Annotated in this window: 14 protein-coding genes; 6 read left to right on the top strand and 8 right to left on the bottom strand. The window is 72.5% G+C overall.

All coding sequences use genetic code 11. The features are described from left to right. The 4 genes from ACIRNI_RS15100 to pssA all read left to right on the top strand — a co-directional run bounded on the left by ACIRNI_RS15100 (nt 1) and on the right by pssA (nt 3,402). Nucleotides 1-513: a MaoC family dehydratase gene (locus tag ACIRNI_RS15100; protein ID WP_356645576.1), complete on the top strand. Its 513-nt coding sequence runs from the start codon at nt 1-3 to the stop codon at nt 511-513. A 2-nt stretch (nt 514-515) separates the two neighbouring features. After that, on the top strand, nt 516-1,721 hold the full coding sequence (locus ACIRNI_RS15095) for an acyl-CoA dehydrogenase family protein (RefSeq protein WP_403551702.1): 1,206 nt from the start codon (nt 516-518) through the stop codon (nt 1,719-1,721). A gap of 168 nt (nt 1,722-1,889) precedes the next feature. Beyond that, nucleotides 1,890-2,546: a phosphatidylserine decarboxylase gene (locus ACIRNI_RS15090; protein ID WP_355363238.1), complete on the top strand. Its 657-nt coding sequence runs from the start codon at nt 1,890-1,892 to the stop codon at nt 2,544-2,546. Continuing rightward, nucleotides 2,539-3,402, top strand: a complete 864-nt coding sequence (gene pssA / locus ACIRNI_RS15085; protein ID WP_355363306.1) for a CDP-diacylglycerol--serine O-phosphatidyltransferase — start codon at nt 2,539-2,541, stop codon at nt 3,400-3,402. The genes ACIRNI_RS15090 and pssA overlap by 8 nt, the downstream gene beginning before the upstream one ends. Nucleotides 3,403-3,464: 62 nt before the next feature. On the opposite strand, the gene ACIRNI_RS15080 is transcribed toward pssA, so the two are convergent. From ACIRNI_RS15080 to ACIRNI_RS15055, 6 genes are read right to left on the bottom strand one after another with little or no spacing between them, the layout of a single operon-like run. Further along, nucleotides 3,465-4,028 carry a GNAT family N-acetyltransferase gene (locus tag ACIRNI_RS15080; protein WP_403551700.1) on the bottom strand — a complete coding sequence of 188 codons (564 nt, stop codon included), beginning with the start codon at nt 4,026-4,028 and terminating at the stop codon, nt 3,465-3,467. A gap of 55 nt (nt 4,029-4,083) precedes the next feature. Then, nucleotides 4,084-5,355, bottom strand: coding sequence for an ABC transporter substrate-binding protein (locus ACIRNI_RS15075; protein WP_403551698.1), 1,272 nt, complete (start codon nt 5,353-5,355; stop codon nt 4,084-4,086). Then, nucleotides 5,352-6,452 (bottom strand): branched-chain amino acid ABC transporter permease, encoded by a 1,101-nt coding sequence (locus ACIRNI_RS15070; protein ID WP_403551695.1) that lies wholly within the window; start codon nt 6,450-6,452, stop codon nt 5,352-5,354. Before ACIRNI_RS15070 ends, ACIRNI_RS15075 begins: the two co-directional genes overlap by 4 nt. Continuing rightward, nucleotides 6,445-7,335 (bottom strand): branched-chain amino acid ABC transporter permease, encoded by an 891-nt coding sequence (locus ACIRNI_RS15065; protein WP_355363246.1) that lies wholly within the window; start codon nt 7,333-7,335, stop codon nt 6,445-6,447. Before ACIRNI_RS15065 ends, ACIRNI_RS15070 begins: the two co-directional genes overlap by 8 nt. Further along, nucleotides 7,332-8,102, bottom strand: a complete 771-nt coding sequence (locus ACIRNI_RS15060) for an ABC transporter ATP-binding protein (RefSeq protein ID WP_356645570.1) — start codon at nt 8,100-8,102, stop codon at nt 7,332-7,334. Before ACIRNI_RS15060 ends, ACIRNI_RS15065 begins: the two co-directional genes overlap by 4 nt. Beyond that, nucleotides 8,099-8,896: an ABC transporter ATP-binding protein gene (locus ACIRNI_RS15055; RefSeq protein ID WP_403551692.1), complete on the bottom strand. Its 798-nt coding sequence runs from the start codon at nt 8,894-8,896 to the stop codon at nt 8,099-8,101. Before ACIRNI_RS15055 ends, ACIRNI_RS15060 begins: the two co-directional genes overlap by 4 nt. A 179-nt stretch (nt 8,897-9,075) precedes the next feature. Here ACIRNI_RS15055 and ACIRNI_RS15050 point away from each other — a divergent pair, with 179 nt between their 5' ends. Together ACIRNI_RS15050 and ACIRNI_RS15045 are read left to right on the top strand one after the other, a co-directional pair. Further along, nucleotides 9,076-10,263, top strand: coding sequence for a PucR family transcriptional regulator (locus ACIRNI_RS15050; protein ID WP_403551689.1), 1,188 nt, complete (start codon nt 9,076-9,078; stop codon nt 10,261-10,263). 86 nt (nt 10,264-10,349) lie between these two features. Continuing rightward, on the top strand, nt 10,350-10,643 hold the full coding sequence (locus tag ACIRNI_RS15045; protein ID WP_403551687.1) for an SCO0607 family lipoprotein: 294 nt from the start codon (nt 10,350-10,352) through the stop codon (nt 10,641-10,643). Here the strand turns inward: ACIRNI_RS15045 and ACIRNI_RS15040 are convergent. Together ACIRNI_RS15040 and ACIRNI_RS15035 are read right to left on the bottom strand one after the other, a co-directional pair. Next, nucleotides 10,583-11,863: a hypothetical protein gene (locus ACIRNI_RS15040; protein ID WP_403551685.1), complete on the bottom strand. Its 1,281-nt coding sequence runs from the start codon at nt 11,861-11,863 to the stop codon at nt 10,583-10,585. The two genes, ACIRNI_RS15045 and ACIRNI_RS15040, sit on opposite strands and share 61 nt — an antisense overlap. Before the next feature lie 216 nt (nt 11,864-12,079). After that, nucleotides 12,080-13,234 carry a glycerate kinase gene (locus tag ACIRNI_RS15035; protein WP_403551683.1) on the bottom strand — a complete coding sequence of 385 codons (1,155 nt, stop codon included), beginning with the start codon at nt 13,232-13,234 and terminating at the stop codon, nt 12,080-12,082. Nucleotides 13,235-13,292 lie beyond the last annotated feature (58 nt).

The following is a 13,292-nucleotide window of genomic DNA, read 5'->3' as shown; positions in this document are numbered from 1 at the left end:
ATGCAGTTCGGCCGTACCTACGAAGAGTTCGAAGTCGGTGCCGTCTACAAGCACTGGCCCGGAAAGACGGTCACCGAGTACGACGACCACCTCTTCTGCCTGCTGACGATGAACCACCACCCGCTCCACATGGACACGAACTATGCGGAGAAGACGACCGATTTCGGGAAGAACGTCGTCGTCGGCAACTACATCTACTCGCTGCTGCTGGGCATGTCCGTGCCGGACGTCTCCGGCAAGGCGATCGCCAACCTGGAGATCGAGTCGCTGCGCCACGTGGCGCCGACCTTCCACGGCGACACCATCTACGGCGAGACGACCGTCCTCGACAAGACGCCGTCGAAGTCGAAGAGCGACCGCGGGATCGTGTACGTCGAGACCAAGGGTTACAAGCAGGACGGCACGCTGGTCTGCGTCTTCCGCCGCAAGGTGATGGTGCCGACCGAGCAGTACATCAAGGAGCGCGGCGGCGAGCAGCCGGGCCGCCCGGAACTCAAGGCGCAGGAGAAGTAGCCATGGCCCGACTCGCCCAGACCCACGGTCTGACCGATGTCCAGCAGGAGATCCTCTCCACGGTCCGTGACTTCGTCGACAAGGAGATCATTCCGGTCGCCACGGAGCTGGAGCACCGCGACGAGTACCCGCAAGCGATCGTCGACGGCCTGAAGGAGCTGGGTGTCTTCGGCCTGATGATCCCGGAGGAGTACGGGGGCCTGGGCGAGTCCCTGCTCACGTACGCGCTGTGCGTGGAGGAGATAGCGCGCGGCTGGATGTCCGTCTCGGGCATCATCAACACCCACTTCATCGTCGCGTACATGCTCAAGCAGCACGGCACCCAGGAGCAGAAGGACACCTTCCTGCCCCGGATGGCGGCGGGCGAGGTGCGCGGCGCCTTCTCGATGTCGGAGCCGGGGCTCGGCTCCGATGTGTCGGCGATCACATCGAAGGCGGTCAAGGACGGCGACGAGTACGTCCTGAACGGCCAGAAGATGTGGCTCACGAACGGCGGAACGTCAACGCTGGTGGCCGTTCTCGTCCGAAGTGACGAAGGACACCCCGAGGGCACCGCCCCCCACAAGTCGATGACGACCTTCCTCGTGGAGAAGGAGCCCGGCTTCGGAGAGGTCCGGCCCGGCCTGACCATCCCGGGGAAGATCGACAAGATGGGCTACAAGGGGGTCGACACCACCGAGCTCATCATGGACGGACTGCGCATTCCGGCCAATCGTGTGCTGGGCGGGGCCACGGGCCGAGGGTTTTACCAAATGATGGACGGCGTCGAGGTCGGGCGCGTGAACGTGGCGGCGCGTGGCTGTGGCGTCGCTCAGCGTGCCTTCGAGCTGGGTGTCTCGTATGCCCAGCAACGTCACACTTTCGGCAAGCCGATCGCTCAGCACCAGGCGATCCAGTTCAAGCTGGCCGAAATGGCTACCAAGGTCGAGGCCGCTCATGCCATGATGGTCAACGCAGCTCGCAAAAAGGACTCCGGGGAGCGAAACGACCTGGAAGCAGGGATGGCGAAGTACCTCGCCTCCGAGTACTGCAAAGAGGTCGTGGAGGATGCCTTCCGTATCCATGGTGGCTACGGATTCTCGAAGGAGTACGAGATCGAGCGTCTCTACCGAGAGGCTCCGATGCTGCTGATCGGTGAAGGTACCGCCGAAATCCAGAAAATGATCATTGGGCGTCGGCTGCTCGAGGAGTACCGGTTCCAGGGTTGATTGTCGCTTTTCGGTCGGTTCGGCCGCGAAGAAGATCACACCCTGTCATCTTCTTCCGGCCGCCGACTCGGCTTCTGGCTTGCCCAGTTGCGGCCCGCAACCGATAGCATCGCCGAAAAGCCGCCGTCCCCCGCATCCGCGCGGCATCATCCGCTACGAAGGTCATCCATGCCCCACAGCCAAACCTCTGCACCTCGCGACAGCCGATTTGGCGTGCGTATCGCTCGCGGAGCATCGCCGTGGCTTCTGCCGACCGTCGCCACCGCAGCACTCAGTCTTGCCCGCGCGCGCCGTTCCAAGCGTGCCGCGGCCATCGCCGTGCCCACCACCGCGCTCGCGGCGGGCATGCTGTGGTTCTTCCGCGACCCCGAGCGCGAGATCGCTCAGGGCAGGGTCATCTCGCCCGCCGACGGGGTGGTGCAGAGCATCATGCCGTGGAAGGACGGGCGCACCCGGGTCGCCATCTTCATGAGCCCGCTGAACGTCCACGTGAACCGCGCCCCGCTGGCGGGCACGGTGACGTCGGTCGAGCACATCCCCGGCGGCTTCGTGCCGGCGTTCAACAAGGAGAGCGAGAACAACGAGCGCGTTGTCTGGCACTTCGACACCGAGCTCGGTGACATCGAGATGGTGCAGATCGCGGGTGCGGTCGCGCGCCGCATCGTGCCGTACGTCCCGCAGGGGACCAAGGTCGAGCAGGGCGAGCGCATCGGTCTGATCCGCTTCGGATCGCGCGTTGACATCTACCTTCCGGAAGGTGTCGACGTCGCAGTCGAGGTCGGTCAGACCACGACCGCGGGGGTGACTCGAATTGACCGTGATTGATCCCGACACACGGGCCGACTGGGTGGCCGACGCCGAGGCGGACATCGTCGAGGAAGCCGAGGAGATGCCGCTGTCGCTGCGTCTCTCAATAGCGGACACCCTGACGCTGGGCAACGCCACGTGCGGCTTCATGGCGGTGTACTTCACCACCACCGGCATCCTGATCCCGCACCTCACGGGGAGCCAGGAGACCGGCATGGCGCGGCACAGCGCCGCCACGGCCGTGATCCTGATGCTGCTCGCGGCGATCTTCGACCTCTTCGACGGGCTGGTGGCGCGCAAGCTGCGCAGCTCGCCGATGGGCGCGGAGCTGGACAACCTGTCGGACCTGATCAGCTTCGGGCTCGCCCCGGCGTACTTCGTACTCGTGTACGGGATGGTCGCGGACGACGCCCACCAGAAGGTCTCGGCGGTGGCCGCGATCGTGGTGCTGCTGGCGGTGGTGCTACGGCTCGCCAGATTCAGCTGCGTGACCATGAAGGACGGGATGTTCCAGGGCATGCCGTCCCCGTTCGGCGCGCTGACGGTCGTGTCGATCGTGCTGCTGGAGCTGCCGTTCATCCCGACGCTGCTGGCGATCATCGGCACGGCGTGGCTGATGGTGAGCCGGGTCGAGTACCCCAAGCCGCGGGGCATCCTCGCGGTGGCGATGCTCAGCTGGATCGTCGGGGCGATGGGCCTGCTGGCGGCGTGGGCGTTCGACGCCCCGGGCGGTCAGCTGCTGCTCCAGACCGGGTGCGCGCTGCAGGTCGTGCTGGGCGCGGTGATCCCCCTCTTCGCGACGGCCCGGCGGGTGAACACCTTCCGCGACAACCGGCGCGTGAGCCGCGAGGCGCGGGCGGCGCAGCTGCCGTAGTCCTCGTACGGATGTGAGAAGGGCCCGGGTGCTTCCCCAAGCACCCGGGCCCTTCCGCTGTCTCAGGCACCGTCCCGGCCACGCTCCAGGACCTTGTAGTAGTACGTCGTCGGGTGCGGGACGCCGTCCGGGGTGAGGGCGTAACCGGGGATCGAGCCGGCCCGCGTCCAGCCCGCCTTCCGGTAGAGGGCCTCGGCCCCGCTGCCCGTCTCGGTGTCCAGCACCAGCAGGGTGCGCCCCTCGGCGGCGGCCGCGCGCTCGGCCGTCTCCAGCAGGCGGCGACCCAGCCCCCGGCCCCGGGCCGCGCGGTGGACCAGGAGCTTGGCGATGTCGGCGCGGTGCGGCTGGTTGGGCATGCCCGCCCGGACCAGGCTGATCACGCCCGAGACCGCGCCGTCGGGCCCGTACGACGCCCAGACGGTCCGTATGCCCCGCTCGGTCTCCTCGGCGGCGGCGCGCCACCAGGAGGCCGCCTCGGCGGGGCTCAGCGGGGCGAGGAAGCCGACGGAGGCGCCGCTGTCGACCGCGTCCACCAGCAGCGCGGCGAGCCCCTCGGCCGCGTCGGCGTGGATGCGCCGCGCGGTGAGGGGCTCGATGCGGTGGTGGGGATCCGTGTGATCGCTCATGGGCCGAGCTTCACACGGCCGGGTTTCGGCGCGGTGACGGGGGCCTCCCGTCCGGTCAGCCGCCCGGGGTGAAGCCCCGCGCCGCGGGTGCGGCCTCCGGCTGCCGCACCACCCGGGCGCCGCCGGGGACGGACTTGTCGGGCTGGAAGACGACGGTCTGCCGTGAGGAGGGCGCCTTCGGGTCGGAGAAGTCGTGGGTCACGCCGAAGCCCCCGTCGAGTGCCTTCAGGGTCAGCAGCGCCTTGCCGACGCCCTCGCGGGTCAGGTCCTTGTCCGCGCACGCCTTCTTCAGGGCCGCGCCGAAGACCTCGGCGGCGGACCAGCCCGCGACGACGCCGTTGTCGAGGGAGTCCTTCGGGTAGGCGGCGCGGTAGTCCGCCACCAGCTTCTCGGCGGCCGGGGTGTCGGCGCCGATCGGCAGGCTGGGCGTGGCGACGTAGTACGTCTTCTCCAGCGCCGGCCCGGCCTGGGTGCCGAGCAGCTGCGGGGAGAAGGCGGAGTTGTTGCCGATGACCGGCACGGCGAGCTTCACGGCCGCGGCGACGCCGACGAAGGAGGCGGCCTGGCGGGGGCCCGTGGAGAGGAGGACCGCCTTGACCCCGGCCTGCTTGAGCGCCGCCACCTGCGCCGACATGTCGTTGTCCGTCGGCTTGATCTTCTGCTCGACGATCGTGAGCCCGGCCTGCCCGGCCATGTGCTTCGAGCCCTGGAGGGCGTTCTCGCCGTAGTCGCCCTCGAAGTAGACGTGGCCGAGCTTGTCGCCCTTCTTCAGGCCCTTCTCCTTCATCAGGAAGTCGACGGCGTTGATCGTCTCGACGTCGTACGTGGTGCCGATCACCCGGATGTACGGGCTGCCGAGGAGCTCGGCCGACCAGGCCTGCGGCAGCACGAGCGCCTTGTCCCGCCCGTCGAGCCGCTGCTTCACGGCCGCCACGAACGGCGAGCCGATGAACTGCGGGAAGCCCAGCACCTCCGGCTCCAGCTCGGTGTACGCGGCGAGCGCCTTCTGCGGGTCGTAGCCGTGGTCGCGGACCGTGAGCTCCACGGTGCGGCCGCAGACGCCGCCCGCGGCGTTGAGCTGCTTGACGTACAGCTGCTGGGCCTGGGTGATGCTCTTGCCGAGGGTGGCGTACACGCCGGTCATGTCGGTGAGCGCGCCCAGCCGGATCGTCTTGGCGTCGACGCCCGTGCCGGTCTTCACGCCGTCGGCGCCGGCCGCGCCGTCCGTGCCGGTCTTCGCCTTGGCGCTGCAGCCCGTGACCCCGGCGGTCAGGGCGACGAGCGCGGTGAGGGCGGCGGCGAGCCGCCGGTGCCTGGATGTGGTCATCGTTCCTCCGCTGGGGTGCGTGCGATGCGTGCGGTACGGGGGGTGCGTCGGGGGCGCCGGGCGGCGAGGCCGGCCAGGCCGCCGGGCAGGAAGAGCACCACCGCGACGACGGCGGCGCCGTACAGGTAGCGCGAGGCCTCGCCCGGGGCGACGCCGCCCGTGCCGGGGGCGGAGACCAGGGGCAGCGCGTCGCTGTAGCGGTTCAGGAGCTGCGGCAGCAGGGAGACGAAGACGCCGCCGACGACCGCGCCCGCCACCGAGCCGAGGCCGCCGATGACGATCATGGCGAGGTACTCGAGGGAGAGCAGCATGCCGAAGTACTCGGGCACGGTCCGCTGGAAGACCAGCGCCAGCAGCACCCCGGCGAGCCCGGCGTACATCGACGACAGCACGAACGCCGCCGCGCGGTAGCGGGCCACCGGGATGCCCAGCACCCCGGCCGCGATGCGGTGGTCGCGGATGGCGTTGAGCGCCCGCCCGGGCCTGCCGCGCAGCACGCCGCGGGCGAAGAGGGCGGAGGCCGCGAGCAGCGCCAGGCCCAGGTACCAGAGCTTCTCGGCGGCGCCGAACGGGACCGCCGCGACGATGAGCTCGGTGTCGTCGAAGGTGACGCCGAGGAGGCTGAGCGGCGGGACGGCGCGGCCGTTGAAGCCGCCGGTCAGGTCGTGGGCGTTGAACAGCACGTGCTGGCCGATGAAGATCAGCGCGAGGGTGGCGATGCCCAGGTACGCGCCGCGCAGCCGCCCCGCGATCGGGCTGAAGAGCCCGCCGGCGGCGCCCGCCAGCGCCACCGCGCCCACGGCGGCGAGCCAGCCGGGAAGGCCGAGGCCGGTGAGCCCGTCGGTGCCGTCCCCGGCGAGCGCGCAGTAGCCGTACGCGCCGACGGCGAGGAAGAAGGCGTGCCCCATGGACAGCTGCCCGGTGGCGCCGGTGAGGAGGTTGATGCCGATGGCGCCGATCGCGGCGGCCATCGCGAAGAGGCCGGCCTGGAGCCAGAAGCGCTCCAGGTAGAAGGGCAGGGCCAGCAGGAGGACCGCGCCGAGGGCCCAGGCGTACGGACGGGGCCGGGTGAGCTTCTTCGAGACGGTCTCAGACACGGGCGAGCTCCTTCGTACCGAAGAGCCCCGCGGGGCGGATCAGCAGGACGGCGACCATGACGAGGTAGGGCGCCAGGTCGCCGATGCCGCGGCCGAGGAAGGTCAGGTCGCTCTGGTAGCCGGTCGCGAGGGACTCGGTGACGCCGACGAGCAGGCCTCCGACGAGCGCGCCGGTGGTGGAGTCGAGGCCGCCGAGGATGGCGGCGGGGAAGGCCTTGAGCGCGGCGAGCGAGGTGGAGCGCTCGAGTCCGGGCGTCGGGAAGACGGTGAGGAAGAGGGCCGCGACGGCGGCGAGTCCCCCGGCCACCGCCCACGCGCCGAGCGACACCCGCCCGAGGCGTACGCCCATCAGCGCGGCCGTGGACGGGGACTCGGCGGCGGCGCGCATGGCGACGCCCCAGGAGGTGAACCGGAAGGCGAGCAGGAACGCCGTGATGAGCAGCGCCGCGGCGACGAACGCGGCGATCCGCGTCTGGGCGAGCGTGACCGGGCCGAGGCTCACCACCGCGTCGCCCCACGGGTCGCCGAGGGCGAGCACCTCCGTACCGATGCGGCGGGTGAGCTCGGTGGTGAGGACGATGTCCACGCCGATGGTGACGATGGCGAGGACGCTGTGGTCGGCGCCCCGGTGGCGGCGCATCACCAGGAACTCGACGGCGGCGCCGACGAGCGCGGCGCCCGCGATGCCGGCGGCGAGGGCGGGCCAGAAGCCGATGTCGTCGTGAAGGACGGCGGTGACGTACCCGCCCGCGAGGAGCAGGGAGGCGTGGGCGAAGTTGACGACCTCGGTGGCGCGGAAGATGACGACGAAACCGAGCGCGATGAGGGCGTAGACGGACCCGAGGGAGAGCCCGTTGAGCAGGAGTTCGGCGAAGGTGGTCACTCGGCGGTGTCCTCTCCGAGGTAGGCGCGGACGACGGCCGGGTCGTTCTGTACGTCGGCGGGGGCGCCGTCGGCGATGCGGCGGCCGAAGTCGAGGACGGTGACCGTGTCGGCGAGGCGCATCACCACGCCCATGTCGTGTTCGACCAGGACGATGGAGATGCCGAGGCTGTCGCGGACGCCCGCGATGACGGCGGCGGTGCGGCGGCGTTCGTCGGCGGTCATGCCGGCGACCGGCTCGTCCAGGAGCAGGAGCCTGGGCTCCATGCACAGGGCGCGGGCCAGTTCGGCGAGCTTCTGCTGCCCGTACGGGAGGGAGGCGGCCGGCTGCTCCAGCTGGTCGGCGAGGCCCACGAAGGCGGCGATCTCGCGGACGCGGGCGCGGTGGCGGGCCTCCTCGCGGGTGGCGGACGGCAGCCGGAGCCCGGTGGCGAGGAAGCCGGCGCGGGTGAGGCGGTGGCGGCCGAGCATCAGCGCGTCGGCGACGGTGGCGCGGGGCGGCAGGGCCAGGTTCTGGAAGATGCGGGCGACGCCGAGGGCGGCGATGCGGTGCGGGGGCAGGCCGGTGAGCTCGTGGCCGTCGAAGCGGACGCTGCCGGAGGTGGCGCGGTAGACGCCGGACAGCACGTTGAAGGTGGTGGACTTGCCGGCGCCGTTGGGGCCGATGACGGCGTGGACGGTGCCGGGGCGGACGGTGAAGCCGACGCCGTCGAGGGCGGTGAGGCCGGCGAACCGTACGGTGAGGTCGCGGACTTCGAGGGTGGTCACGCGTCCTCCCAGGGGGCCAGGTGGCGGGCCTCGGCGGCGGACGCGTCGTCGGCCGCCCGCTCGTCCACGACGCCGAGGTAGCGGTGGCGTACCTCGTCGGAGGCGGCGAGCTCGGCGGCGGGTCCCGCGGCCGTGACCTCGCCTACTTCGAGGACGTACGCGTGGTCGGCGAGGCGCAGCGCGAGCGCGGCGTTCTGCTCGACGAGGAGGACGGAGGTGCCCTGGGCGTGGATCTCGCGGACGGTGTCGGCGATCCGGGCGGCCATCAGGGGCGCGAGGCCGAGGGACGGTTCGTCGAGGAGGAGAAGGCGCGGGGAGGCCATCAGGGCGCGGGCGACGGCGAGCATCTGCTGTTCGCCGCCGGAGAGGAGGCCGGCGCGCTGGCGGGCGCGTTCGGCGAGGACGGGGAAGAGGGCGTGGACGCGGCGCAGGGCTTCCGCCTTGGTGCCTCTGCTCGCGGCGAGGGCGCCCGCGCGCAGGTTGTCCTCGACGCTCATGCGGGCGAAGACCTGGCGGCCCTCGGGGACGTGGCACAGCCCGGCGGCGACGACCCGGTCGGGCGGCAGGCCGTGCAGGGGGCGGTCCGCGAAGGTGACGGTGCCGGCGGTGGCGGCGCCGCCGTGGAAGGCGAGCGTGCGCGACAGGGCGCGCAGCAGCGTGGACTTGCCGGCGCCGTTGCCGCCGAGGACGGCGACGACGGCGCCTTCCGGTACGTCCAGCGAGACGTCGCGCAGGGCCCGTACCTTGCCGTACCCGGCTGTCAGACCCCGCACCCGCAGGGCGGCAGCGCTCATGGATCCCCCTCGATGCTCGTTCGGTGGCGCTCACCCCAGCACCGGGGCGGGTGCCCCGTCCACGTTCGGTGGCCGAATCGCTGCCGGTGCCCAGCGGGCGCGGCGGCGGGTTGTGCACGCGCACAACACCAAGGGTCAGGGGCATGCCGGATGGGGCGCGGAGGTGGCATCCTCCGGCCATGGGAGCCCGCGGACCACGTACCGGAGACGACTGGAAGCTGCTCGGTCAGGCGTGTACGGCGCTGCTGGGGCGGCTGCCGGAGCTGGTGGACCAGCACGTGCGGGAGCTGCACGCGCACTCCCCCGCCTACGAGCGGGTCATCGGCTACGACCAGCACTGGCAGGAGGCGCGCGACGCCATGCGCATCGGCATCGAGATGATCTCGGCGCCGCGGGCGGCGCCGCGCCGTGACCTGGAGCACGCGGAGTGGATGGGGCGGCGGCGCGCCGAGCAGGGGCTGCCGCTGGAGCTGGTGGTGCACGCCTACCGGCTGGCCGGGCACCTGGTGTGGGACGCGCTGCTGGAGGACGCGGGCGCGGACGCGGGGCGGCTCGCCGCGCTGATGCAGGCCGCGACGATGGTGTGGTCGGCGGTGGACGCGCAGACCGACACCGCGTCGGAGGCGTACCGCATCACGGAGCTGGAGCTGCGCCGCCGTACCGACGAGCAGCTCCAGGCGCTGCTCGACGCGCTGCTGGACGGCGGCCGGTCGCCGGAGGTCTCGGCGCGGGCGGCGGCGGGCCTGGACCTGCCGGAGCGGGGCCGGTACGCCGTGGTGGTGCTGCGCACCGAGCGGCGCGACGTGGCGCACCGGCGGCTGGCGGGACCGGGCCTGCGGTTCGTCTGGCGGATGCGGACGGACTGCGAGATCGGCGTGGTGTCGCTGGCGGAGGGTACCGGGCTCGACGCGCTGGTGGAGCTGATGGAGGGCCGCTGCCCGGGCCCGGGCGGTGTCAGCCCCGTGGTGTCGGGCCTGACGGAGCTGGGCAGGGCGCGGCGCCTGGCGGAACTGGCGCTGCGCACCTGCCCGGCCGACGCGCCGTCCATCGTGCGGCTGGACCGCCGGATGGCCGGCGCGCTGGTGGTCAGCCAGCCGGAGCTGGCCTCCCTGCTGGTCTCCGAGGTCCTGGGCCCGCTGCTGGACCTGGACCCGGCGGACCGCGCGGTGCTGCTGGAGACCCTCGACGTGTGGCTCGACTGCGAGGGCTCGGCGGGACGGGCGGCGAGCCGCCTCTACTGCCACCGCAACACGGTCTTCAACCGCCTGCGCCGCCTGGAGCAGCTCACCTCGCGGTCGCTGTCGCGGCCGCGGGACCTGACGGAGATGACGCTGGCGCTGGACGCGTTCCGGCTGACGGCGGGGTGAGTACGCCATGTGAGTACGCGTACTCACCCCGCGGACGGGCAGGTTGGCCACACTGGGCGCACACCGACGAGAGAGGCTCCCGCACCATGCCGCCGTATCGACGCACCCGCCCCTGCCTGGCCCTCACGGGCGCCGTCGCGGCGCTGCTCCTGACCGGGTGCGCCTACCGGGAGCGGGTCTGCCGACCGGACCACTACCCCGTCCTCGCCGTCAACAACTCGGGCGGCGACTGCGTCCCCGACGGCGAGGAGCCCCCGGCGGGCTGGGCCCGCTACCCCGAGGGCAAGGTCCCCGAGTACCTGAACGACGAGTGGGACCGCTACTGGGACGACAAGACCCTCGACGAGCGGGGCCGGATCGTCCCGCAGCCCGCGGTCTGAAGCGTGAGCGCTTCCCGGAAGTCGGCGAGCGCGGCGGCGAAGTCGCGGCCGGCGATGTGGAAGGCGCACCGGTCGGTCAGGGCGGTGACCAGCGCCGCCGTGCCGTCGGCCGGGGCGTGCGCGGCCAGGCGGCGGGCGAGCTCCACGCCCTCGTCGAACAGCGGCCCCGCCCGCTCCGCGGAGAGGCACCCACAGGCCTCCGAGCGGACGGCCGAGCGTACGGTGAGCACCCGCTGCAGCCGCACCAGCTCGGCCAGGTGGCGGCCGGGGTCGTCGGCGGCCAGAGGTGCCAGGGCGTCGACCTGCTCGCGGAGCCCGTCACAGGCGTCGAAGTAGCGCTTTCTGATGTCGGGCGACCAGTCCATGACCGTGGCGCCGAAGGGCGGCCGGGGCTCCCCGGGGGCGAACCGCTCGCTCTCGGCGCCCGAGATCGAGAGCAGGACCGCCCAGAAGACCGCCTGGTAGCCGCTCCAGTTTCTGGGCTCGCCGGTGGCGGCCAGCTCCGTCAGCAGGGCGAGCGCCTCCCGCCGGACGGCCGCGGCGTCCTCCCGGCGCTCGGCGGCGTCGAGCATCCGCGTGTACCGGAGGAGCAGGAGGAGGTGGGACGACAGGGAGGCGCGCTCGTTCGCCGCCTCCTCGGCCTGCATCGCGACGAAGTCGGCGAACGCGGCGAGGGCCTCGGCGTGCCGGCCCGCGGCGTCCAGGGCGGTGGTCCACTCCAGCAGCGACCAGGCAAGGGCGCCGCTTCGGGGGCCGTCGGCGCGGAGCGCCGGGACCACTCGGGTCAGGGCGTCGGCGGCCTCGGCGTAACGGCCCTCCTCGAGCAGGCCGGTCGCCCAGATGCCCGGGCCCAGCTCGGCGCGTACGGCGAGCCCTTCAGCCCGTCGGCCGGCCGCGTACAGCTCGCGCTGGTACGCGTGGAGCGCCCGGCGCAGCACCTCGGCGCGTGCGGGCTCGGCCGGGTCGATGGCGCGGGCCGCGGCCACGGCCTCCTCCACCAGGGGGAGGCAGACGTCGGGCCGGTCGTTCGGAATCTGGTAGCTCCGGCTCAGCAGCGAGCCGGCCAGGAGCGGCAGGTAGGCGGCCGGGCTGACCTGGGCGAGCACCCGGTAGGCCCGGACCTCCTCGCGCGGGGTGCGGCGTCCGGAGGCGAGCAGCGCCGTCCGGGCGCGGATGATGTCGTCGTGGTCCACTGTCACCGGGCTCGCGGAGTGATTCATGACGGAGAGTCTGCGGGCCGTCCGCGCGGCCCAACAAGGCTGCCGGGCTATGCCGTTCGTCCTACGAAAACCGCCTCTGACCTGTCATGATGGCTCTGGCACACACGTTCGGCCCACGTCGGTGCGCGACCGCCCGCGGATACACCACCGGATACGCCACCGCCCCCGGGGTCCGGCAGGAGCCGGTCCGGGGGCGGTGTGGCCTTCAGGGCGGGGTTACGTCAGGAAGTCGCGGGCGATGTTCGCCGCCTGGCGCTCCAGCAGGGGGCCCGCCTCCGCGATGCACTTCGCCGTGTCCGGCTCCAGGTCCGTCAGCGGGTAGGCGCGGCGGATGCCCGCCTTGCCGAGGGCCTCGGGCTGGAGGGCGAGGCGGCCGCAGACCGCGACGACCTCGATGCCGGCGGCGCGGGCGGCCGCCGCGACACCGGCGGGCGCCTTGCCGTGGAGGGTCTGCTCGTCGAGGGAGCCCTCGCCGGTGATGACGAGGGTGGCGCGGGCGAGCGCCGGGCCGAAGCCGAGGACGTCCAGCATGACGTCGATACCGGCGCGGAAGCTCGCGCCGAGGCCGACCAGCGCGCCGTAGCCGATGCCGCCGGCCGCGCCCGCGCCCGGGGAGGCGGCGAGCTCGGTGGCCCGGGGGCCGATGGTGTCGGCGAGGACGGCGGCGAAGTGGGCGAGGGCCGCGTCGAGCTCGGCCACGTCGTCGGGCGAGGCGCCCTTCTGCGGCCCGTACACGGCGGGCGCGCCCTTCGGCCCGGTCAGTGGGTTGTCGACGTCGCTCGCGAGGACCAGCTCCACGTCCTTGAAGCGGGCGTCGAGACCCGACAGGTCCGCGGTCGCGAGGTCCCGCAGGGCGCCGCCGCCGGGGCCTACGGGCTTGCCGTCCGCGTCGAGGAAGCGCGCGCCGAGCGCGGCGAGCATGCCGGCGCCGCCGTCGGTGGTGGCGCTGCCGCCCACGCCGAAGACGATGGTGCGCGCACCATCGTCGAGCGCGGCGCGCAGCAGCTCGCCGGAGCCGTACGTGGTGGAGGTCAGCGGGGCGAAGACGCCCTCGGGCAGCAGCTGGAGGCCGGAGGCCTCCGCCATCTCCACCACGGCCGTGGTGTCGCGCAGCGCGTACGCGGCGGTCACCGGCTCGCCGAGCGGGCCGGTCACCCGTACCTCACGCCGTTCGAACCCGGCCGCGACGGCGGCCGCGACCGTGCCGTCGCCGCCGTCGGCGACGGGCAGGGTCTCCACCTCGAGCCCGGGGACGACGTGCCGGAGCCCGGCCGTCACCCGCTCCGCGACCTGTACGGCCGTGAGCGAACCTTTGAACTTGTCAGCCGCGACGAGTACACGCGCGGCCTCAGTTACTGCTCCGTCCGTCACCCTTGCATCCCTTGCTATCGAACAGGCAGTCGCGCCGAGGCCGACCCTATCCGTACAG

Origin of the sequence: Streptomyces sp. NPDC093546, from assembly GCF_044765045.1 — a bacterium.
GTDB lineage: Bacteria > Actinomycetota > Actinomycetes > Streptomycetales > Streptomycetaceae > Streptomyces.
The sequence above is the reverse complement of the archived record's forward strand: the minus strand, read 5'-3'. Positions and strand labels throughout refer to the sequence as shown.